General features: G+C 68.4%; 2 protein-coding genes and 3 pseudogenes. All 5 read left to right on the top strand.

The window, feature by feature from the left end; all coding sequences use genetic code 11:
- Window positions 1–149 precede the first annotated feature (149 nt).
- The 5 genes and pseudogenes from ACZ5KU_RS15275 (at window position 150) to ACZ5KU_RS15255 (ending at window position 24,758) form a co-directional block, all read left to right on the top strand.
- Window positions 150–10,561 (top strand): annotated as a pseudogene (locus ACZ5KU_RS15275) (non-ribosomal peptide synthetase).
- Window positions 10,558–14,696: pseudogene (locus ACZ5KU_RS15270) on the top strand (non-ribosomal peptide synthetase). Before ACZ5KU_RS15275 ends, ACZ5KU_RS15270 begins: the two co-directional pseudogenes overlap by 4 nt.
- A pseudogene (locus tag ACZ5KU_RS15265) lies at window positions 14,696–23,844 on the top strand (hybrid non-ribosomal peptide synthetase/type I polyketide synthase). The pseudogenes ACZ5KU_RS15270 and ACZ5KU_RS15265 overlap by 1 nt, the downstream one beginning before the upstream one ends.
- Window positions 23,834–24,574, top strand: coding sequence for a hypothetical protein (locus tag ACZ5KU_RS15260; RefSeq protein ID WP_054063303.1), 741 nt, complete (start codon window positions 23,834–23,836; stop codon window positions 24,572–24,574). Before ACZ5KU_RS15265 ends, ACZ5KU_RS15260 begins: the two are co-directional and overlap by 11 nt.
- Window positions 24,564–24,758, top strand: coding sequence for an MbtH family protein (locus ACZ5KU_RS15255; protein ID WP_054059243.1), 195 nt, complete (start codon window positions 24,564–24,566; stop codon window positions 24,756–24,758). Before ACZ5KU_RS15260 ends, ACZ5KU_RS15255 begins: the two co-directional genes overlap by 11 nt.
- Window positions 24,759–24,768: the final 10 nt, after the last annotated feature.

The following is a 24,768-nucleotide window of genomic DNA, read 5'->3' as shown; positions in this document are numbered from 1 at the left end:
CGATTACCTCTTTACCCAGGCGCAGGAAACCCGCGCTTCCCCTTGAGACCCTGAGAACGTCCCGGCCCATAAGGCCGGGTCGCGGCGTGCGGGGCCAATCACGCCCCTGAACCCTACAAAAACAATGCAGTCATGGATGGAAGCCTCTCATGTTCGACAAAACCTCGTTGCGTGATATGACGCCGGCGCAGTTCGCCGCCTTGCACAAACGGTCGAAAATCACGCCGGCAGAGCGGGGCGACACGGCACCGCGGGCCTCCTTCGCGCAGCGTCGGCTGTGGTTCCTCGCCCAGTTGGCCGGGGGCGGCGACGCCTATCACGTACCGTTCGGGCTGCGCCTGCACGGGGCGCTCGACCGCTCGGCGCTGAAACAGGCGCTGGACCGCCTGGTGGCGCGCCACGAGGCGTTGCGCACCACCTTTGCCGCCGAGGGGGACGAGGTGGTCCAACTGATCGCCGCGGCCGACTGCGGGTTCTCCTGGCAGGTCCACGATCTGGCCGCACAGCCTGAACCCGAGCCGCAGGTGGCGTTGCTGGCGGACGAGGAGGCGGAGGCCGCTTTCGATCTGCACAAGGGGCCGCTGTTTCGCGGGCGCCTGCTGATTCTCGGCGAGCAGGAACATGTCCTGCTGCTGACCCTGCACCACATCATCTGCGACGGCTGGTCGATGGCGGTGCTGACCCGTGAACTGGGCGAGCTGTACGAGGCCTTTCGCCAGGGACTGGACGATCCATTGCCGGCGCTGTCGTTGCAATACGCCGACTACGCCCAATGGCAGCACGGCTGGCTGGCGGAGCAGAGCCAGGCCGGCCACCACGACTACTGGCGCGACACCCTGGCCGGCGCTCCGGCCCTGCTGGAACTGCCCGGCGACCGTCCACGGCCGGCCCTGCAGCGCTACGAGGGCGGTTTCGAACCGCTGCTGCTGGATGAAAACCTTAGCCAGCAACTCAAGGCCCTGAGCCTGCGCCATGGCACCACGCTGTTCATGACCCTGCTGGCCGCCTGGGCGGTGGTCCTGGCACGCCTGTCGGGCCAGGACGACATCCTGATCGGCACCCCGGTGGCCAACCGTAACCGTCGGGAAACCGAAGGGCTGATCGGCTTTTTCGTCAACACCCTGGTTCTGCGCCTGTCCCTGGCCGGTGCGCCGACCACCGCGCAGTTGCTGGAACAGGCCCGCGCCGTGGCGCTGGGCGCCCAGGAACACCAGGAGCTGCCATTCGAACAGGTGGTGGAACGGCTCAACCCGCCGCGCAGCCAGGCCTACAGCCCCCTGTTCCAGGTGATGTTCGCCTGGGAAAACACCGAGCCGGGCACGCTGCGACTGGGCGGCCTGGACAGCCAGCCGCTACGCAGCCGCCACCAGGCGGCCAAGTTCGACCTGACCCTGGTGCTGGCCGAGCAGGACGGGCGCATCGGCGGCGGCCTGGAGTACGCCACGGCCCTGTTCGACGCGGCCACGGTCGCGCGGTTTGCCGGCCATCTGCGCCAGGTGCTCGAAGGCATGGTCGCGCAGCCGCTGCAGCCGGTCACGGCGTTGCCCCTGCTCAGTGCCGTGGAGCGTGACCGTCTGGTACGGGACTGGAATGGCCGTGAGCAGGCTTTCGACGCCCGGCGTTGCCTGCATGAGCTGTTCGAAGCCCAGGCAAGCCGCGATCCCCAGGCCATTGCCGTGCGCTGTGGCGACGACAGCCTGACGTATGGCGAACTCAATACCCGGGCCAATCGCCTGGCCCATGAGCTGCGCGCCCTTGGCGTCGGACCGGACGACCGGGTCGGGCTGTGCCTGGAGCGCACCCTGGACATGCCGCTGGCCGTCCTCGCGGTGCTCAAGGCCGGCGGGGCTTACGTGCCGCTGGACCCCGGCTATCCGCCGGCGCGGCTGCGCCACATGTTGGTCGACAGTGCGCCTTCGGTGCTATTGAGCCATGGTCCGGCCCGGCCGGCGCTGCTCGCGGCCCTCGAAGGCCTGCCAGAGCAACCGCTGTTGCTCGATCTGCAACAGGATGCGCAACGCTGGGCCTCGCACCCGCCGCAGGACCTCGCACCCCAGGCATCGGGCCTGACGCCACGCCACCTGGCCTATGTCATCTACACCTCGGGTTCCACCGGCCAGCCCAAGGGCGTGATGGTCGAACACCGTGGCCTGCTGGCGCTCAGCGCCGCCTGGGAACAGCTGTACGCCCTGCGTCCGGGCCTGCGCCACCTGCAGATGGCCGGGTTTTCTTTCGACGTGTTCAGTGCCGACCTGATCCGCGCCCTGTGTTTCGGCGGTGAGCTGGTGCTGTGTCCGCGCCAGACCCTGATGGACCCACCGGCTCTCTACCGCCTGCTGCGGGATGCGCGGATCGACTTCGCCGACTTCGTCCCGGCGGTGCTCAACCCGCTGCTGGCCTGGGCCGAGGAAAGCGGCCATGAACTGGCGTTCCTCGACACCGTGGTCTGCGGCTCGGACACCTGGAGCGCCCACAGTGCCCGCCAGTTGCGCCAGCGGTGCGGCGAGGCGGTCCGAATCGTCCATGCCTATGGCGTGACCGAAGCCAGCATCGACAGCACCTGCTTCGAACTGCCGGCCCGACCGGCGGCCGACGCCGGCCTGCCCATCGGCCGGCCGCTGGCCAACACCCGTATCTACCTGCTGGACGCCCTCGGCACACCGGTGCCGACCGGCGTTGCCGGCGAGCTGCACATCGGCGGCGTCGGTGTGGCCCGCGGCTACCTGAACCAGCCGCAACTGACGGCCGAGCGCTTCATCGACAACCCGTTCGTGGCCGGCGATCGCCTGTACCGTACCGGCGACCTGGCACGCTACCGCGCCGACGGTCAACTGGAGTTCCTCGGCCGTAACGACTCCCAGGCCAAGCTGCGCGGCCTGCGCCTGGAGTTGGGCGAGATCGAGGCGCGCCTGCTCGATGTGGCCGGGGTGCGCGACGGCGTGGTGCTGTTGCGCAACGACGCCGAGCAGCCCAGGCTGGTCGCCTACTACGTCGAAAGCGAGGCGGGAGCACCAGCCCCGGCGCCCTGCGCGAGCAGTTGGCCCTGAGCCTGCCGGACTACATGCTGCCCGCTGCCTTCGTGCGCCTGGACAGCTTGCCGCTGACCGCCAACGGCAAGCTCGACCGTGGCGCCTTGCCGGCACCCGATGCCGCCGCTTTCGACCCGCGTCACTACGTTGCCCCGCAGGGCGAGCTGGAAACCGGCCTGGCGCGCATCTGGAGTGAAGTGCTGGGGATCGAGCGGGTAGGGCGCGACGACAGTTTCTTCGCCCTCGGCGGGCATTCGCTGCTGGTGATGCAGGTGATCGCGCGGATTCGCCGCCAGCTCGAGCGCGAAGTCGCGGCCTCGGCGCTGTTCGCCAGCCCCCAGCTGAAACAGTTCGCCCGCAGCCTGGAAAGCGCCCGGGAGGCGGTCCGGGCGCCCATCACGCGGATCGAAAGGGGCGTCGCGCAAACGTTGTCGTTTGCCCAGCAGCGCCTGTGGTTCCTCGCCCAGATGGAGGGTGGCAGCGCGGCCTACCATATGCCGCTGAACCTGAAATTGCGCGGCCCGTTGCAGGTGCCGGCGCTGGAGCGCAGCCTCAATCAGCTGGTGGCGCGGCATGAAGCCCTGCGCACCCGCTTCATCAGTGTCGAGGGCGAGCCCTGGCAGGTCATCGCCGCGCCAGGGCAGGGCCTGAAGCTCGAACGGCTGGAGGCCACTGCCGACCTCGACGGTCTGGTGGAGGCCGAAGGCGCACGAGCCTTCGACCTGGAGCAGGGGCCGCTGATCCGGGCCGGGCTGGTCCGTCTGGCCGAGGACCAGCACCTGCTGTTGCTGACCCTGCACCACATCGTCTCCGATGGCTGGTCGATGGGCGTGCTGACCCGCGAGCTCAGCCAGTTGTATGCCGCAGCGCTGGAGGATCGCGACGATCCGCTGCCGCCGCTGCCGCTGCAATATGTCGATTATTCGGCCTGGCAACGCCAGTGGCTGACCGCAGAGGTACTGGAACGCCAGGGCCGCTATTGGCGCGAAACCCTGGCCGAGGCGCCGTTGCTGCTGGAACTGCCGCTGGACCACAAGCGTCCGGCGGTACAGGACTATCGCGGCGGTGTGGTGCCGCTGGTGCTCGACGAGGCGCTGACCCGGCGCCTCAAGGACCTGAGCAGGCGCCAGGGCACGACGCTGTTCATGACCCTGCTTGCCGGCTGGGCGCTGGTGCTGTCGCGGCTGTCGGCGCAGGCCGACGTGGTGATCGGCGTGCCGTCGGCCAACCGCCCGAGCAGCGAACTGGAGGCGCTGATCGGTTTCTTCGTCAACACCCTGGCCCTGCGCCTGAAGGTGACCGGCAACCCCAGCGTCAGCCAGTGGTTGCAGCACACCCGTCAGGTCGCGCTGCAGGCCCAGGAGCACCAGGACCTGCCGTTCGAGCAGGTGGTGGAGCTGCTCAACCCGCCGCGCAGCCTGGCCTACAGTCCGCTGTTCCAGGTGCTGTTCGCCTGGGAACAGGGGCAGCAGGGTGAACCGGCCCTGCCGGGCCTTGCTGTCGAGCCGCTGGCAAGCCGCCAGCACGTCGCCAAGTTCGACCTGCAACTGGCCCTCAGTGAACGTGACGGGCAGATCGTCGGTGGCCTGGAATATGCCTCGGGGCTGTTCGAGGCGCAGACGGTCGCCGGTTTCGGCGAGTACCTGCGCCGGGTCTTGATGCAGATGGCCGCCGATAGCGAGCAGCCGGTCGCCAGCCTCGACCTGCTGACCCCCGGGCAGCGTCGGCAACTGCTCGACGAGTGGAGCCGTAGTCACACCGATCGCGTTCCGCAAGGCGGCTTCCTTGCCCGTTTCGAAGCCCAGGTGCAACGCACGCCACAGGCCGAGGCGCTGGTCCATGCAGAACAACGCTACAGCTACACCGAGCTGAATGCGGCCGCCAACCGTCTGGCACATTTCCTGCGCGGGCAGGGCGTCGGTCCCGAGGACCGTGTCGGCCTGAGCCTGGAGCGCTCGCCACAGATGGTCATCGGCCTGCTGGCGATCCTCAAGGCCGGGGCCGCCTATGTGCCGTTCGACCCGGCCTATCCGGCCGAGCGCCTGGCCTACATGTTCGCTGACGCGGCGCCGAGCCTGCTGCTGACCCACTCGAGCCTGAGGGAAACACTGCCGGCCACGGCGAGCGAACGCCCCCTGTACTGCCTGGATAGCGACCAAGCGCGCTGGGTCGGGCAATCCACCGACAATCCCGGCGTGGCGATCGGGCCGGACAACCTGGCCTATGTGCTCTACACCTCAGGTTCCAGTGGTCGCCCCAAGGGCGTCGCGCATACCCACCGGGCGCTGGACAACCTGATCGACTGGCAACTGCTCGACGCCGCCGGCCCGGCCCCGGCGCCACGGCGGGTGCTGCAGTTCGCCTCGCTGAACTTCGACGTGTCGTTCCAGGAAGTCTTCAGCACCCTGTGCCAGGGCGGCTGCCTGGTGCTGATGGACGAGGCGGGGCGCAAGGATCTCGCCACGCTGCGCCCGACCCTGGTGGCCAGTGGCGTGCAGCGGGCGTTCCTGCCGTTCGCAGTGCTGCAGCAGGTCGCCGGCCTGAGCGACGACGACACACCCGGGCCAACCGGCGGCTGTGACCTCGTGACCGCTGGCGAGGCCCTGCGGGTCAACGACGAACTGCGCCGCTTCGTCCAGGGGCTGGGCGGCGCATACCTGTACAACCAGTACGGGCCGACCGAAACCCACGTGGTCAGCCAGTTCAGCCTGGCCTGCGCCGAAGCCGCCGACTGGCCCGAGGCGCCGCCGATCGGCCGGCCGATCAACAATGCCCGGCTGTATGTGCTCGACGAGGCGCTGAACCCGGTGCCGCCCGGCGTTGTCGGCGAGTTGTACATCGCCGGCGCCTGCCTGGCGCGCGGTTACCTGAACCAGCCGGAATTGACCGCCGAGCGTTTCCTGCCCGATCCGTTCAGCCGCGAGCCGGGGGCCCGCATGTACCGCAGCGGCGACCAGGTGCGCTGGCTGGCCGACGGCAACCTGCAGTACCTGGGACGCATCGATCAGCAGGTCAAGCTGCGGGGTTTCCGTGTCGAACTGGGGGAAATCGACAGCCTGCTGCAGCAACAGCCGGGCGTACTGGAAGCGGCCGTGCTGCTGCGCGAGGATGCCCCGGGGGACAAACAGCTGGTGGCCTACATCGTTGGCCCGGCGTCGGCCGAGACGCTGCGCGAAGCCCTGCGCCGCCAGGTGCCGGAACATATGATCCCCAGTGCCTGGGTGTCCCTGGCGAATCTGCCGCTGACGCGCAACGGCAAGCTCGACCGCCGTGCGTTGCCGGCGCCGGAGCGGGTGTCCGGCAGCGCCTACGTGGCGCCCCGGGATGCCGACGAGATCCAGTTGACCGACATCTGGGGCGAGGTGCTGCGCTGCGAACGGGTCGGGATGCAGGACAACTTCTTCGAACTGGGCGGTCATTCGCTGTTGGCCACGCGCCTGGTCTATGCGATCAACCGGCGCATGGCCGCACAACTGTCCCTGAGCAGCCTGTTCAAGACCCCGACCCCGGGCGAGCTGATGGCCGCGATTCGCGCCAGCCGTGACGAGCAGATCCAGAGTGAACCGGCCTTCGCGGTGATCGAGCCGGACCTGGCCAACCGCCATGAGCCGTTCCCCCTGACCGATATCCAGCAGGCCTACTGGTTCGGCCGCGAATCCACGGTCAGCCTCGGTGGCGTCAGTGCCCACGGCTATGAGGAACTGCGCATCCGCGATTTCGACATCCCGCGCTTCGAGCGTGCGCTGAACCGGATGATCGAGCGCCACGACATGCTGCGCGCGGTTTTCCTCAGCGACGGCACCCAGCAGGTGCTGGCCCAGGTGCCGAGCTATCGCATGCCGCAGCTCGATCTGCGCGGCCTGGACCGCGAAGCCGCGCAACAGGCCCTGGACCACAACCGCCAGCGCCTGTCCCACCAGGTGCTGGACGCCAGCCACTGGCCGCTGTTCGAGTTCAGCCTGACCCTGCTCGACGATGGCATCAGCCACCTGCACATCAGTCTCGATGCGTTGATCGTCGATGCCGCCAGCAGCCAGATCCTCGCCCGCGAACTGATGGGCTTCTACCTGGAACCGCAACGGACGTTGCCGGTGCCGGGCCTGAGTTTCCGCGACTACGTGCTGGCCGAACATCGGTTGCGCAGCGGCGTGCGCTACGAACGGGCCCTGGCCTACTGGCGCGAACGGGTCACCCGCCTGGCACCGGCGCCGGACCTGCCGCTGGTGTGTCAGCCGCAGAGCATTGCCGCACCGCACTTCACTCGGCGCGACCGGCAGTTGTCGGTCGAGCACTGGAGCCGGATCAAGGAACTGGCCAGACAATTCGGCGTGACCCCTTCAGTGGTGCTGCTCACGGCCTTCTGCGAAGTGCTTGCGCTGTGGAGCCGTCAGCCGCGCTTCACCCTCAGCCTGCCGCTGTTCAACCGCCTGCCGCTGCACCCGGAGGTGGACTCGATCATCGGCGACTTCACCTCGCTGGTGCTGCTCGAAGTCGCCATCGACGGCAACCTCGGCTTTACCGACAAGGCCCGGGCGATCCAGCAGCAACTGTGGCAGGACATCGACCATGCGGTGGTCAGCGGCGTGCGTGTGCTGCGCGAGCTGTCCCAGGCCCGTGGGGCCCAGCAGACGGCGATTCCCATCGTGTTCAACAGCACCCTGTCCGAGGCGGCCACCCAACAGGCCGAGTACAACCTGGCCGATGCGCTGCAGGCGCAGAACGTGCACAGCATCACCCAGACCCCCCAGGTGTGGATCGACCATACCCTGCTGGAGCTGGAAGGGCGCCTGCTGTTCAACTGGGACAGCATCGACGAGCTGTTCCCGCAAGGCCTGGTCGAAGCGATGTTCGTCGCCTACAACGGCATCCTCGACCGCTTGCTCGAACCCGCGGCCTGGGCCGCCAGCACGCCCGGGCTGCTGCCCCAGGCCGGCCTGCCGCCAGCGCCGGCGTATCCGCAGGCATCGCCGCTGATGCATGAGCTGTTCGAGCGCCAGGCGCAGGCGACGCCGGATGCCCCGGCGCTGATCGCGCCGGGCCGGCAACTGAGCTACGGGCAGTTGCGCCACGAGGCCCGTCGGCTCGGCGCCCACTTGCAGACCCTGGGCGTGCGGCCCAACCAACTGGTCGCGGTGATGATGGAGCGCGGCTGGGAACAACTGGTGGCGACCCTGGCGATCCTGTATGCCGGCGGTGCCTACCTGCCGCTCGATCCGGCGCTGCCGGCACAACGGGTACGGCATATCCTGGAGCGCGCCGAAGCGCGCCTGCTGCTTGCGCAACCCGGCCTGAAGGCGGACAGCGACTGGTCGTCGCGGGTGGAGATCATCACCCTGAGCGAAACCATGGACATGGGCGAGTCGGCGTTGCAGGCGGTCGAGCAGAACCCCGCAGACCTGGCCTACGTCATCTACACCTCCGGTTCGACCGGCGTGCCCAAGGGCGTGGTGATCGACCACCGCGGCGCGGTGAACACCCTGCTGGACATCAACCGGCGCTTCGCCGTCAGCCCGCAGGACCGGGTGCTGGCGATCTCGTCGCTGAGCTTCGACCTGTCGGTGTACGACTTCTTCGGCACCCTGGCGGTCGGTGCGGCAGTGGTGCTGCTCGAACCGCGCCTGGCCCTCGACCCGCGGCACTGGCGTGAGCTGATCGAGCGGCATCGCGTCAGCCTGTGGAACTCGGTGCCGGCGTTGTTCGGGCTGCTGCTGGAGTCCGTCGAGCAGCAGGGCGGCCAGTTGCCGACCTGCCTGCGCCTGGCGATGCTCTCCGGCGACTGGATCGCGCTGAACCTGCCGGACCGGGCGCGGGCGCTGCAGCCGGCGATCGAAGTGATCAGCCTCGGCGGCGCGACCGAAGCCTCGATCTGGTCGATCTGCTACCCGATCGGCCAGGTCGATCCCGACTGGCGCAGCATTCCCTACGGCAAGGCCCTGGACCAGCAGAGCTTCCATGTCCTCGACGAGGCGCTGCAACCGCGGCCGACCTGGGTGCCTGGCCAGCTGTATATCGGCGGCATCGGCCTGGCGAAGGGCTACTGGCGCGACGAGAAACAGAGCGCCGCGAGTTTCTTCGCCCACCCGGCGACCGGTGCCCGGCTGTATCGCACCGGCGACCTGGGCCGCCTGCTGCCGGACGGCAACATCGAATTCCTCGGGCGCGAAGACAACCAGGTCAAGGTCCAGGGCTACCGCATCGAGCTGGGCGAGATCGAAGCCGTGCTCAACCGTCACCCCGGCGTGCAGAGCGCGGTGGTACGGATTCTCGGTGAGCAACTGGGTGAAAAACGCCTGGCAGCCTACGTGATCAAGAGCGATGCACAGTTGCAGTCCGCGGATTTCGCCCTGTATCTGGTGGACAAGCTGCCGGCCTACATGGTGCCGACGTCATTCACGTTCCTTGAAACCTGGCCACTCTCGGCCAATGGCAAGGTCGACAAGAACCGCCTGCCGCAGCCGCAGGAGGAGGCGGACGCGGGACCCTTGCTGGTTGCTGAAGGGCCCGAGGAACAACGTCTGGTGGAGATCGTCCGGCAACTGCTCAAGCGCGAGACGATTGCCGGCAACGCCAATCTGCTCAGCCTGGGCGCCACGTCCATCGATATCGTGCGGATCAGCAACGCCCTGGCCGCCGAACTGCAGTTCCGTCCGCACCTGGCGCAACTGCTGGCCCAGCCGACCCTGGCCAACCTGCTGGAACTGTACCGTCGCCACCGGGAGACCCCGCTCCCCGCCGGCCGTGTGCCACAACCGCCAGCGCTACAAGCGGAGGCGGTGATCGAGGACCCGCAACTGCGCCAGCAGTTCAAGGCCGACGAACGCGGGCGGCGACGTTTCGCCCGGCCGTTGCCGGCGGTGGCCCTGGCGCTTCCGACGGAGGCCGGCTTCGCCCAGCGTCTGCGCGACTATCGTTCGGTGCGTCGCTACGACCAGCAGCCGATTGCAACCCTGGCATTCGCCCACTGGCTGGCCGGTCTGTCGCGCGGGCAACTGGAGGGCGAGGTGAAATACCAGTTCCCCTCGGCCGGCGGTCTCTATCCGCTGCAGGCCTACCTGTACATCAAGCCGCAGCGGGTCGAAGGCGTGCCCGGTGGGGCCTTCTACTACGACCCGGTACGCCACCAGTTGCTGGCCATCGGCGAGCAATCCCGGCTCGACCCCGACACCTACGACTACTTCGTCAACCGCCCGGTCTATGAGAACGCCGCGTTTTCGCTGTTCCTCATCGCCGACATGGCGGCGATCCGTCCGCTCTATGGCGGGCGCAGCCGGGACTTCTGCCATATCGAGGCCGGCGCCATGACCCAACTGCTGACCATGACCGCCGCCAGTCACGGCCTGGGACTGTGCGGCATGGGCTCGATCGACGAACAGGCACTGCCGGCGCTGTTCGACCTGGGGCCGAGTCATCAGTTGATTTATTCGATGGTGGGCGGCCTGCGGGCCGAAGGCGAGCAGCGCAGCGTCGAGGTGGAGGCGTTCAACCGCACGCACACGGATGACGACAGCGACATGGAGGAAATTGAGCTATGAATGCCGAACAGTTGCTGGCCTTTTTCGACCGTCACGGTGTGGTGCTGGAAGCCGATGGCGACAAATTGCGTTGCAAGGCACCCAAGGGTTTTCTCACCGAAGACCTGCTGCAGGCACTCAAGCGGCACAAGCAGGCATTGCTCGGCCGGTTGACGGTCAATGACGGCCTGCGCCCGCGCGCAGTCGGCACGGCACCGTTGCCGCTGTCGTTCTCCCAGCGGCAGTTGTGGTTTCTCGACCAGTTGGAGCCGGGCAATCCGTTCTACAACATCCCCAATGCCCTGGTGCTCAAGGGGCGCCTGAACGTCAGCGTGCTGGAGCGGGCACTGAACGAACTGGTACGCCGCCACGAAGTCCTGCGCACGACCTTCGACGATCACGACGGCGAGCCGTGCCAGGTGATTCACGAGTACCGTCCGCTGGCACTGGCGGTCACCGACCTGAGCCAGCTGCCGGCCGCCGAACGCGAGTCGCTGGCACAGGCACGGGTGGCCGAGGAAGCCCGGGCTGCGTTCGACCTGGCCAATGGCCCGCTGTTGCGCACCTCGTTGCTGCGCCTGGCGGACGACGAACACCTGTGGCTGTACAACGTGCACCACATCATCGCCGATGGCTGGTCGATGGCATCGTCCTGCGTGAAGTGGTGACCCTCTATGGTGACTACCTCAGGGGCCAGCCATCGAGCCTGGCGGCGCTGCCGGTGCAGTACGCCGACTATGCCTGCTGGCAACAGCAGCGGCTGGGCGGCGCGGCCCTGCAGGAGCAGCTCGACTACTGGCGCCGGACGCTGGCCGACGCACCACCGTTGTTGACGCTGCCCACCGATCGGCCACGGCCACGGGTGCAGCGTTATGCCGGTGCCACCGTCACCAGCTGTCTCGACAGCCGTACCCTGCGGGAACTGCAGGACCTCGCGCGGCAGACCCAGGGTTCGCTGTTCAACGTGTTGCTGGCGGCACTGGCGGTGCTGCTGTGGCGCCACAGCGGCCAGCAGGACGTGTGCATCGGTACCCCATTCGCCAACCGCGGGCAGGCCGAGATCGAGCCGCTGATCGGCCATTTCGTCAATACCCTGGTGATCCGCAACCGCTTGCAACCGCAATGGACCTTCGCCGAGCTGCTGCGCGAAGTTCGCGCCCGCATGCTGGAAGTCCACGCACACCAGGACGTGCCGTTCGAGCGGGTGGTGGAGGCGGTCAATCCCGAGCGCGATACGTCCTATTCGCCGCTGTTCCAGGTGATGCTGGTGTTGCAGAACACCCCCGGCGCGGCCGTGGACATGCCCGGGCTGAGCCTGGCGTCCTACGGTACCAGCAGTGCCACCGCCAAGTTCGACCTGGCCTTCGAGCTGGTGGAACAGACCCAGGGCCTGCAACTGGTGGTCGAATACAACACCGACCTGTTCGATGCGGGCACCGTGGAGCGGCTGAGCGGCCACTACCGGCAACTGCTCGAACAGGTCGCCGCGGACGCCAAGCAGCCGATCGGTACCTTGCACCTGTTGACCGGGGCCGAGCGCGAGCAGATCGTCGTCGACTGGAACCGCAGTGCGCCGCTGGCCCGGGAGCCGGGCTGCGTGCAACAGCTGATCGAGGCGCGGGCGGCGGCGGCAGCGGACGATTGCGCCGTGGTGTTCGAGGGCGAATCACTGAGCTACGCCGAACTCAACCGTCGCGCCAATCGCCTGGCCCATCACCTGCGCAGCCTTGGTGTCGGCCCGGACGTGCGGGTGGCGGTGTGCCTGGAGCGCTCGCTGGAACTGCCGGTGGCGATCCTCGCGGTGCTCAAGGCCGGCGGCGCCTACGTGCCGCTGGACCCGACCTATCCGGTCGGGCGCCTGGGCCATATGCTGGCCGACAGCGGACCCCGTGTCGCCCTGGTCCATAGGGCGACCCGCCCGTTGCTGCGCGAGGCCCAGGGCATGGCGCACCACGAGGTGCCGGTGCTGGATCTCGACACGGACGCGGGGCAATGGGCTGGGCAGGCGGTGGACAATCCCGATCCGCAGGTCATCGGCCTGACCCCCGAGCACCTGGCCTATGTGATCTATACCTCCGGCACCACCGGGTTGCCCAAGGGCGCAATGGTTGCCCATCGCGGGCTGAGCAACCTGTTGCTGTGGTGCCAGCAGGTCTGTGGCGACGGCCGGCAGGCGAGCATGCTGCAGAAGATTCCGTTCGGCTTCGACGCCTCGGCCTGGGAACTGCTCTGGCCCCTGGCCATGGGCGGACGCCTGGTGCTGGCCCGGCCTGGTGGCCATCTGGAACCGGACTATCTGGTCCGCACCGTACGCGAGCAGCGGGTGTCCGCGCTGGTCTTCGTACCGGCCATGCTGCAACTGTTCCTCGACGTCGACGAGCTGGGGCAGTGCCGGGACCTGCGCAACGTCTTCTGCGGTGGCGGCGAACTGACTCCGGCGATTGCCCGGCGCTTCCGGCAGGTATTGCCCGCTGCGCGCCTGCACAACGTCTACGGCCCCACCGAAACCACGGTGATCAACAGCATCTGGACCCTGCAGCCCGGTGCCGACGTGCCAGAGCGACAGTTGCCGATCGGCCGGCCGATTGCCGGCAACCGCCTGTATGTGCTCGACGAGCATGATGCGCCGGTGCCGGTCGGCGTCAGCGGCCACCTGCATATCGGTGGTGTCGGCGTGGCCCGTGGCTACCTGGGCCTGGCGGCGCTGACGGCCGAGCGTTTCATCGACAGCCCGTTCGTGCCCGGTGAGCGTTTGTACCGCAGCGGCGACCTGGCGCGCTACCGCGCCGACGGCCAGCTGGAGTTCCTTGGCCGCAACGACTTCCAGGTCAAGCTGCGCGGCGTGCGGGTGGAACTTGGCGAGATCGAGGCGCGCCTGGAGGCCTTCGCCGGCGTGCGCCGCGCCGTGGTGCTGATGGTCGGCGACGGCGCACAGCACCAGCGCCTGGTGGCCTGCTGCAGCTTCATGGCGCAGGCCCGGCCCGAGGAGACAGCGGTGCACGAGCATCTGGCGCTGACCGTGCCGGCGCAGGTCCTGCCCAGCGCCTACCTGTGGCTGGAAGAACTGCCGCTGACCGCCAACGGCAAGATCGACCGCGACGCGTTGCGGGTCATGGCCGACCAGGACCTGGCCAACCGCCAGGTCAACCTGTCGAGCCCGCGCGACCACATCGAACTGGCGCTCTACCAGATCTGGAAAGGCCTGCTGCTGGCGCCGCAGATCGGTATTCGCGACAACTTCTTCAATGTCGGCGGCACCTCGATCGCCGCGATCAAGATGGCCCATCAGGTCCGCGAGGTATTCGGCATCGAGCTGCCGATCCGCGTGGTGATCGGCCATCCGACCATCGAGGCCCTGGGCGGCTGGATCCGCTCGGGAGCGGGGCCGGCCGCGGCGCAAGGCAACCTGATCGAGTTCCGGCCGGGTGCCGGCCAGCGCAATGTGGTGTGTATTCATCCGGCGGGGGGCACGGCGTTCTGCTACCTGTCGCTGGCCAAGGTCCTCGACGAATCGGTCGGGGTGTATGGCGTGCAGTCGCCGGGGATCAACCCGGGCGAGCCCACGGAGCCTACGGTCGAAGCGATGGCCATAGCCTATCTGCGACTGATCGAACCGATGCTGGCCCAGCCGCTGATTCTCACCGGGCTGTCGTTCGGTGGGCTGGTGGCCTATGAGATGGCCCGGCGCCTGACCGAAGCGGGGTACCGCCAGGTCACCGTGGTGCTGCTCGATACCCAGGGCTCGGACAACGCCGCCTACCGCCAGCAGATGGCACCGGTGGACATGGCCGAGTTCCGCGACAAGCTGGTGCGTTTCAACGGCATGTATCCGGGCATCGACGATGCCCAGGTCGAACGTTACTTCCATATCTACAACCACAACCGCATGGCCGTGGCCGACTACGTCTGTGCCCCCAGGGCAGGGCGGGTAGTGCTGATCCAGGCCCGCGAGGGCTTCAGCCGTGCACAACTGCGTGGCCTGCGCGGTTTCTGGCGGCGTCGCGCCGGGGACGGTTACCTCGCCCGACTGGTCAATGGCGGCCACTGGGACATGCTCGAGACCGTCGAGCTGCGCCGCGTCGCCAGGGCCCTGGAACAGGAACTGCGGCGCTTCGATGTCGCCGCGCCCGCCGATTCCTTGCCGCAGGAGGCGTAATGGACAACGCTCAGCAAGCTACTACCCTGGTCCCATCGCCGACCCTGCTCGGACGCTTTGCCGAACAGGTGCGGGCAACGCCCCTGGCCCTCGCGGTGCTCGACCGGCAGACGCAACTGAACTACCACGAACTGGCCGCTGCCAGCGAACGCATCGCCCACGGGTTGCTGGCGCGGGGCGTACTGCCCGGCCAATCCCTGGCGTTGCGCATGCCGCGCTCCTGGCGCTGGCTGGCGGCAATCCTCGGCGCACTCAAGGTCGGCGCCGTGCTGGTACCGCTGGACCGTGCCAGCCCATTGGCGCGCCAGGCCCGCATGCTGGAGGACGGCGGTTGCGTCGGCCTGCTGCTGGACGAACCCAGCGCCGAACCATTGGCCAACCTGTGGCAGGCCGACGTCACGGCGCTGCTGGAACACCAGGCGCCGAGCCGGTTGGCGCTGCCCGGCGAACCGGCCGATGTGAGCTTCCTGTTCTATACCTCGGGCTCGACCGGTACACCGAAGGCGGTGGAAGTCGGCGAGCGTGGCCTGTTGCGCCTGGTGCAGCCGGATGGCTACATCGACATTCGCCCCGGCGACCGCTTTGCCTGCCTGGCCAACCCGGCCTTCGACGCGATCAGCTTCGAACTCTGGGCGCCACTGCTCAACGGTGGTGCCTGCGTCATCATCGCCGACGACGACCTGCTCGATGCCCGGCAACTGGCACAGGTGCTGGAGACGCAGCGGGTCGACAGCCTGTTCATGACTGTGTCGCTGTTCAACACCCTGGCCCAGGAGTACCCGCGTTGTTTTGCCAGCCTGCGCCAGGTCCTGATCGGCGGCGAACAGATCAGCGCCGTGGCGGTGCGCGACTGGTACCGGGCCAACCCGGACAGCGCCTGCCGGATCTTCAACGTCTACGGCCCGACCGAATGCACCACCTTCGCCCTGTGCCAACCGATTGCCCGTGATTTCATGGGTGCCTCGGTGCCGATCGGACGTGCCTTGCCCGATACCGGCCTGCGCATCCTCGATGAGCAGCAGCGCCCGGTCACGCCGGGCACGGTGGGTGAGCTGTACCTGAGCGGCAGCGGGCTCGCCCGTGGCTACCGCCACCGTCCGGAGGAAACCGCGCGCAGCTTTCTCATGCTGGCGGACGACGCTGGCCAGCCAAGGCGCCATTACCGGACTGGCGATCTGGTCCGGGAGAACGAGGCCGGCCTGGTCGAGTACATCGGCCGGGCCGACCGCCAGGTCAAGATCCGCGGTTTTCGGATCGAGCCGGGTGAAGTCGAGCAGCGCCTCCTCGAGCATCCCGGGGTCGCCCAGGCCTATGTCTGCACGCGCCGCCAGTCCGCCGAGGATCACCAGTTGCTGGCGTTCATCGTGCCGCGAGGCACCCTGGAACAGGCCGACTTCGACGCCTACCTGCGGGCGCAGTTGCCGGGCTACATGCGCCCGCACCATCTGTTCCTGCTCGACCGCCTGCCCCTGACCGCCAACGGCAAGGTCGATCGCGCCCGGTTGCTGGAACAGGACCGGCAACCCTGGCGCGCCACACCGACGGGCGAGCTGCCGGCCGCCAGTGAGCAGGGCGCGGAACTGTCCTGGCTGTTGGCTCAGGTGCGGAGCTTGCTCGGCCAGCCATGGCTTGGCGCCCAGGATGACTGGCTGGGCAGCGGCGGCGATTCGCTCAAGGCCTTGCGCCTGCGCTCGGCGATCCGCCGGCAATGGCAGGTGGAGTTGAACCTGGCGCAACTGCTGGGCGAGGACTTCGCCGCAGTGGCGGCCAGGCTGGTGACACCGCAGGTGTCCGCGGCGGCATACCCGCCGGCACCGCTGCCGAGCGCCGCCTGGCGCCTGCCGGCCACCGCCGAGCAACGTCGGTTGTGGTTGCTGCAACAGCGCGAGCCGGACTCGACGGCCTATAACGTGCCGTTGGTGCTGCGCCTGCCGGTCGGGGTCGACCCGGACGCGTTGGGTGCGGCCGTGGACCAACTGGTCGAGCGCCATGCCGCGTTGCGCACGCGTTTCGTATCCGGACCGGACGGTCTCGATCAATGGGTCGCCGAGCAGGGCACGCGCTGCCTGCGCATGCCCCCCGGACGATTTACCGAAGACAACTGGCAGGCTTTTGCCGAACTGGTGTTCGCCACCCCGTTCGACCTGGGCACGGCGACGCTGTTCCAGTCCTGGCTGCTGCCGTTCGCCGACGGTAGCGCCCGACTGTTGCTGCATCTGCATCACTGCGTGGTCGATGGGTGGTCGCTGAACCTGTTGTTCGACGACCTGCTGGCCCTCTACCAGGCCAATCGGCAGGGGCGCCACCTGCCTGAACCGCCCGCTCGCCTGACGCCGCTGGAATTCGGCCAGTGGCAGGGGCAATGGAGTGTCGCGCCGTACTATCGCCAGCAGCGCCGTGCCCTGGCGCAGTTCTACCGCGAACAGCCGCCAGCTTCGCCGGCCCTGGTCCCACAGCGCCGCGATGGCGGCGCCCAGGCCCGACAATTCCGGCAGAGGCTTGCGCCGTCGCAATCCAGGGCTCTGGAGCAGTTCTGCACGCAGCAGCGCCTGACCCGTTTCGAGGTGCTGTTCAGCGTCTTCGCCTGGAGCCTGCATGCGCTGACCGGCCTGTCACATCCGCGCATCGCCAGCCCGGTGTCCAACCGGCCGCTGGGGGAGTTCGAGGAGGCCGTGGGCATGTTCGCCAACACCGTGCTGATCCCGACCGAACTGGATGGCCGGCAGTCGCTGGAGGCACTGCTGCACGCGCAGACGGATCGGGTTCGCCAGGTCCTGGCGTTGCAGGACGTGGCCCTGGCCGATGTGGTCGAGGACCTGCGGCTGTCGGGCCAGCAGGCGCTGTTCGACTTCATGTTCGTGCTGGAAAACACCGATTTCAGCAAGCTGGACGGGCTGGGGGCCCAACTCGAATTCAGCGGTCCCGTGCAGGCCAAGTGCGCGTTGACCCTGTCCCTGGTGGACAGCCCCGACGGGTTTGCGGCCTGGTGGGAGTACCAGTGCGACCCTTTCGACCTGCAACGTATCGAGGCGGCCGCCGAGTTGTTTCGCGCCGGTCTGGATCTGTTGCTGCAGGCTCCGGACAGCCCGCTGGACCGGCTGCTGCTACCCTACCGGCACCGCCTGCCGCCGGCCAGCCTGGGCGAACGGGTACAGCCGCCGTTCGCCACCCTGGCCGACTGGTTCGAACATCAGGTGCGCTGTACCCCGGAGGCCACCGCCCTGGTGGCCGGCGAGCGGCGGGTGAGCTACCGGCGCCTGAACGAACTGGCCGATACCCTGGCGGCGACTCTCGGCGATGGCGCGAGCCTGCCAGCGTTGGACGGTGAACCGGGCCCGGTACTGCTGTTCCTCGATACCTCGGTGGAGCATATCGTCGCCCTGCTGGCCCTGGCCAAGCTCAATCTCACCGCCGTGCCGCTCGATCCGGCCTATCCGCAGGCGGTGCTGCGTCAAGTGATGAGCCAGTGCCGCGCCCATGGCCTGCTGTACAGCGACGCCACCGAAGCCGCCCTCGAACGCCTGGGCGAGCACGCCATCGCGCGGCATCGGGTGGCACTCGATGCGCCGCCGCGGCCGTTTTCCCGGACGCCGCACCAGGGCGAGCGGCCGCTGTACATGCTGTTCACCTCCGGCTCGACCGGCATTCCCAAGGGCGTCCAGGTCACGGACCGGACCCTGTGCAACCTGCTGCACTGGCAGCGCGGTGCGGGTGAGCTGGCCCCACGGGCGCGGACCCTGCAGTTCTCCATGCTGTCGTTCGATGTGTCGTTCCAGGAGATTTTCAGCACCCTGTGCGGCGGCGGCTGCTATCACCTGATCGTCCCGGCCTGGCGCCAGGATGCTCCGGCGCTGCTGGATTACCTGCTGAAGGCGGACATCGAGCGGCTGTTCATGCCCTGCGTGGCCCTGCAGCACCTGGCCGAAACCGCCGTGCGGCGGGGGATCTATCCGACGCAATTGCGCGAGGTGGTGACGGCGGGGGAACAACTGCTGTGCAACGACACCCTGCGTGAATGGTTCGCCGGCATGCCCCAGGCCAGTCTGTTCAATCATTACGGTCCGACCGAGACCCATGTGGTCTGCGCCCTGCGTCTTGCGCCAGAACCACGGGACTGGCCGTTGCGCGCGTCGATCGGCCGGGCGGTGAACAATGCCTGTCTGCTGCTGGTGGATGAACAGGACCGGCCGCTGCCCGCCGGCATGGCGGGTTACCTGCTGGTGGCGGGGCCGATGGTCGCCCGCTGCTACCTGGGGGATGCGGCGCTCAATGCCAGCCGCTTCGTCGAACTGCCCGATGATAGCGGAGCCACGCGGCTGTTCTATCGCACCGGCGATCTGGCCCGGGTCGATGCCCAGGGCTGCCTGCACTACCTGGGGCGCGACGATCAGCAGGTCAAGCTGAGCGGCCATCGCCTGGAGCTTGGCCAGATCGAGGCCGCCCTGATGCAACTGCCCGAGGTGAGCGGCGCCGTCGTCACCCTGGACGCCGACTCGGCGAAGCTGAACGCCTACCTGCAACTCGACGGGCCGCCGCCGGCACCGCAGGCGCTGGACCGGCGACTGGCCCGCGAGTTGCCGGCCCAGGTGCGCATCGATGCCTACTGGCAGGTCGGGGAGTGGCCCCGCACGCCGAGTGGCAAGGTCGACCGCAAGGCGCTCCAGGGCCTGGGGGAGCCGCTTCCACGGGAGGCGGCAGACGCATCCGCGGAACCGGCCAACCCGTTGCAGCAGCGTCTGCGCGAACTGTTCGAAGCGGTGATCGGCCGGCCGATCGGGCTCGACCAGAGCTTCTTCGAAGCCGGCGCGACCAGCCTCGGGCTGATGCGCCTGCACGCCCGCTACAACCAGGAAAGCGACCTCAAGGTGAGCATGGCCGATCTGTTCGAGCAGGTCAGCATCCGTCGCCTGGCGGCCCATCTGGCCAGCACACCGGTCGAGGCGCAGCAGCCACTGCGCGGTGGGGACAACAGCCATTCGCCGGTGGCGATCATCGGCATGGCGGTGAATGTCGCCGGTGCGCCCGACCTGGGCGCGTTCTGGTCGATGGTCCAGGCGGGCGAGTCGGGTATCGAGCTGTTCGCGGCCGAAGAGGGGCTGGTCGGCGCCCGTAGCCAACTGGCCGGGTTGTTCGACTTCGACCCCGAGTACTTCGGCATCAGCCGCCAGGAAGCACGGCTGATGGACCCGCAGCAACGCCACCTGCTGATGGCCTGTGTCCAGGCACTGGAGCACGCGGCACTGGTGCCGTCGGCGGACGGGCCGCGGATCGGACTGCTCGCCAGTTGCGGCGAAACCACCTATTTCCAGCAACTGCTGCGCCAGGCCGGCGACAGCGAGCTGCCGGACACCTTCCAGATGGCCTTGCACCACGACAAGGACTTCCTCGCGACCAAGGCCGCCTATCACCTGAACCTCGGCGGGCCGGCCATGAGCGTGCAGGCCGCCTGCGGCAGCTCGCTGATCGCCGTGCACCTGGCCTGTGCGCTGCTGCGCCAGGGCGATGCCGATGTGATGCTGGCCGCCGGGGTGCTGGTGGACCCGACGCTGACCGAGGGTTACCGCTACCGGCCGCAGCACATCTTCTCCCGGGACGGCCAGTGCCGACCTTTCAGCGATGATGCCAGCGGTACCCTCGGCGCCAGTGGCTACGGGGTGGTGGTGCTCAAGCCGCTGGCCCGGGCACAACGCGATGGCGACCGGATCTACGGGGTCATCGAAGCCTCGGCGCTGAACAACGACGGCCATGCCAAGATGAGCTATACCGCACCGTCGGTGGCCGGCCAGAGCGCAGTGATCCGCGAGGCGCTGGACAAGGCTGGCCTGCGCGGTGCCGACATCGGTTATGTCGAGGCCCATGGCACCGGCACGCTGCTGGGGGATCCGATCGAGGTGGCGGCGCTGGGCAAGGCCTTCGGCACGGCCCCGGCGGACAGTTGCGCACTGGCCTCGGTGAAGAGCCAGATCGGTCACCTGGGGGCGGCGGCCGGGGTGGTCGGGTTGATTCGTGCGACCCTGGCGGTGTATCACGCGGTGGTGCCGGCGAACCTGGGCTTCAATCGGCTCAACCCGCAGATCGATCTGCAAGGCACGCCGTTCTACATCCCGACCCAACCGCGCGCCTGGCCGCCAGGGCGCCGGCGCGTGGCCGGGGTGAGCAGCTTCGGCATCGGCGGCACCAATGCCCATGCGCTCGTCGCCGCCAGCCCCACGCCCGAGCCGGTTTCGGCAGCGGGCGCGGCCTGCCTGCTGCTCAGCGCCCACAGCCGCAGTGCACTGTTGCGCAACATGGCGGCGATCAAGGCCTATCGGGAGGCGTTCCCACAGCGGCATGAGGCGCTGCTGCGTTTCCTGCAAGCGGGTCGCCGCCAGCAGCGCTGGCGTTATGGCGTGTGCCTGGCGGCCGGGGAGACCTGGCAGGTGGACGAGGCACTGATCCGCGAAGTGCCGCCGTCGACCCGCACCTGGTCGGTCGGGGATGCAGAACCGCAGGCCATCCTCCGGGCCTGGTACGACGGTACGCGGCTCACCTGGCCGACGCGCTCGGCCCCTCCGCCATGGGACCTGCCGCCGTCGGCATTCGATCTCGAGCCGTGCCGGTTCCAGCCGGCGGCCGCGTTGCCGGCGGTGCCGCTCGACAGCGCAGCGCAATCGACTCGCAATGCCTTGCCGGACTGGTTCCACCAACGCCAATGGGTACGCCTGCGCCGATTGGGCAGCGGCAGCCCCCACGAACGTCGCGGCACCCTGGTGGTATGTGCCAACGAGGCACTGGACGGCGGCCTGCTGGACGCCTTGGGCCACGTCTATCGACGGGTGGTCCAGGTCCGCGCCGGCAACGGCCTGCGGCGCCTGGCTGCCGATCGTTTCGAACTGGATCCGGGTGATTCCCAGGCACTGACGGCGCTGTTGGCCGAACTGATCGCGGCGCAGGTGGAGGAGTTGGACTGGCTGCACGCGTTGCCGCTGTCGGTCGGTGGCGCGGTGAACGAGCAGAGCCTGGCCGCTGCGCAATGGGCCTGCCTCGATACGCCGAGCGCCTTGCTCCAGGCCTGGGGCGAGGTCTCGGGGGCGCTGAAGCTGCGGCTCTGGTTGCTGTCCTGGCAGGCCTGTGCAGTCAACGGCGAGGTGCGGCGTCCGGAGCTGGGCGCCCTGGCCGGGGTCTGTGAGGTGGCGCCGCAGGAGTATCCGCTGCGGGTTCACTGGCTGGACCTGCCGGGTTCGCAGTGGGCGGACCAGGCCGGCAGCCTGGCGGCACTGCTGGGCGACTCGGCGGCATTGCCACGGCGTCTGGCGATTCGCGGCGACTACCTGTGGCAGCCACGCCTGATTGCCAGCCCGGCACCGGCGTCCCTGCCGGCCTCGCCCTTGTTGCCGGCAACCGGCACCTTCCTGGTGCTGGGGGTAACGGCGGCATCGGCAGCAGCCTGTGCGAGCACCTGCTGCAGGCGCCGGGACGGCGGGTGATCGTGCTTTCCCGTCGCGGCGAGCGGCCGCAGAATCTGCGCGACTACGGCGATCGGGTCGAGGTCGTGCAGGCCGATATTGCCGATCTGGCGCGCTGGCCGAGTGTCGTCGAGCAGTTGGCGCGGCGTTACGGCGAACTGGTCGGCGTCATTCACGCCGCGGGCATCGGTGCCGGCAGCCTGATTCGCCATCGCGATGCCCGGCAGATGGACAGCGCCATGGCCGCCAAGACCCTCGGCATGCTGGCGGTGGAAATGCTGATCACACGGTTGTCGCCGGGGTTCGTGCTGTACTGCTCGTCGATGTCGGCGCTGCTCGGCGGTGCCGGGCACCTGGACTATGCCGCTGCCAGCGGGGTCATGGACGGTTTTGCCCATTACCAGCCGGAGGCGGCCAGTCGTTGCGTACGGCTGGGCATCAACTGGGATATCTGGCGCGAACGCGGCATGGCCACCGCCGTGAGTGCCGGTGACGAGGCTCACCAGCGCCACCTGGCGGTCGGTTTGTCCGTCGAGGAGGGGGCAAAGGTGTTCGACCTTGCGCTGGCCCTGCAACTGCCGCAGTGCCTGATCTCGACCACTGCGATCGAGGCGTCGCGCGGGTTCTACCCGCGGCGGCACACTGCGCGGGTGTCCGAGGCCGCAGCCCTCTGCGTCGAACGCGGGCCGGACCCGGCGGCACATCTGGGCGAGTGCCTGTGCCAGTGGCTGGGGGTCGACACCCTGGACGACGAGGACTCGCTGTATGAACTGGGCGCCGACTCGTTGACCCTGCTCGACCTGATCGACGAGGTGCAGTCGCGGCTGGGCATCGGCCTGCAACTGTCGCAATTGAGCCACAAGGTCAGCCTGCGGGAAATTCTCACGCTGATCGAGGGCAGTGGCGCCAGGACGGCTGTCGTCGATTGGGCCCAGGCGGTGCAACTGGATGTCTGGAACAGTGGCAACGGCCGCGACTGGCTATGCCTGGTGCACCCGGTGGGGGGCGATGTCCAGGCCTATCGCGAGATGGCGGCGGCCTTGCCCGAGGCGCTGGGGGTCTGCGTGATCGCCGATCCGCTGCTGCAGCATCCGCAGTTGCCGCCGATCGCGATCGAGCAGCGCGCCGCACGTTACCTGGAGGCGCTGCAGAGCCGTTTCCCTCGGCAGTCCTGCCACTGGCGGCTGGCGGGCTGGTCGTTCGGCGCCTGGGTCGCCCAGGCCATGTGCGCGCAGGCGCAAGCCATGGGCCTGGAACAACCGCTGCTGTACCTGATCGACCCGCCGGCGCCGGATGCCGGTGCCGAGCTGGCAGGGATGGACGAGGGGCATATCGAGCAGGTGTTCCAACGCGAGTTCGTCCAGCGCTGGCCCCAGGCGAGCGGGCAGGGGCTGTCCGAGGAAATGCGCGGCTACCTGCAACGCCTCACCGCCTGCTGCAAACACAACATGGCGAGCATGGCCGCCTTCACACCACCGGTTCTGCCGAACACCCAGGCCCGGTTGCTGGTCGCCACCCAGGCCAACCCCTATGGTGTCGGTCGCGCCTGGCCGGCCGACCAGCTCAAGGCGGCCTGGCAGGCGCTGCTGCCGCGGCTGTGCGACTGGCAAGCGCTGGATACCGACCATTACGGCATCGTCGCCGGTCACTGGGCACGGCTGATTGGCGAAACGATCGGCCAGGGAGGCGAACATGCGGCATGAGCGCAACGCGGACTGGCTGCAGGCGTTGATACCGGTGCTGCTGGCCGGGCAGGCCAAGGACTGGGCACTGCGCTGGAGCAACGAGTTGCAGGCGGCCCTGGCCGGGTTTGGCGAACCGCCGCCGTTTCGCCTGTTGCACGCCTGGCAGGCCGAGACGGTGTTGCCGGTGTTGCTCGAGGCCGACGTCGAGGGCACCAGCGTGGCGCAGCTGAATGTCCTGCGGCAATTGCATCGGCGTGCGGCCCTGGGCCTCAACGGCCGGCGGGGCGAGTGGCTGGCGGCCCTCAAGCCGGTATTGCCGGCGCTGTACCGGCGAGCCTTTCCCTATGCCACCGGCTATGCCCGGGCCCATGAGATCGCCATGGTCTACGCCAGCGCGCCGGCCAATACGGCAATGATCGCCGAGCACTTCGGCGATGCCCAGGCCTACGCGGACTACTACGCCCAGCTCAGCACCGATGCCAACGCCGCCGCGTTTGCCGATGCCAACAGCCGGGCCTACGCACGAATCGCCGCCGCGGCCTATGCCGACAACGATGCCCAGGCCTACGCCGGCATCTGTGCCGGGGCCACGCGGATCTGCGCGCTGGTGCGCGCCGGTAGCGGTGAGCGGCAAGCCGATGCCGGACGACAGGTATTCAGGCACCTGGCAGAAGGCTTGAGCCGCTGCCTGATCGAGGCGGCTCCGGCCGCACGGGGTTATTTCTCTGGAGAGCAGCATGAACAATGAAACGGAAATGTTCGACGTGGTGATCAATCATCAGGGCCAGTACTCCATCTGGCCCCAGGGCAAGGACATGGCCATCGGCTGGGTGGCTGTCGGGGCCCGGGGCGAGCGTCAGGCCTGCCTGGACTATATCGCCGAGCACTGGACCGACATGCGCCCGCGCTCCCTGCGTCAGGCCAGGGACTGAAGGCGGCCTG

Source organism: Pseudomonas sp. Tof1 (genome assembly GCF_055390395.1).
The sequence above is the reverse complement of the archived record's forward strand: the minus strand, read 5'-3'. Positions and strand labels throughout refer to the sequence as shown.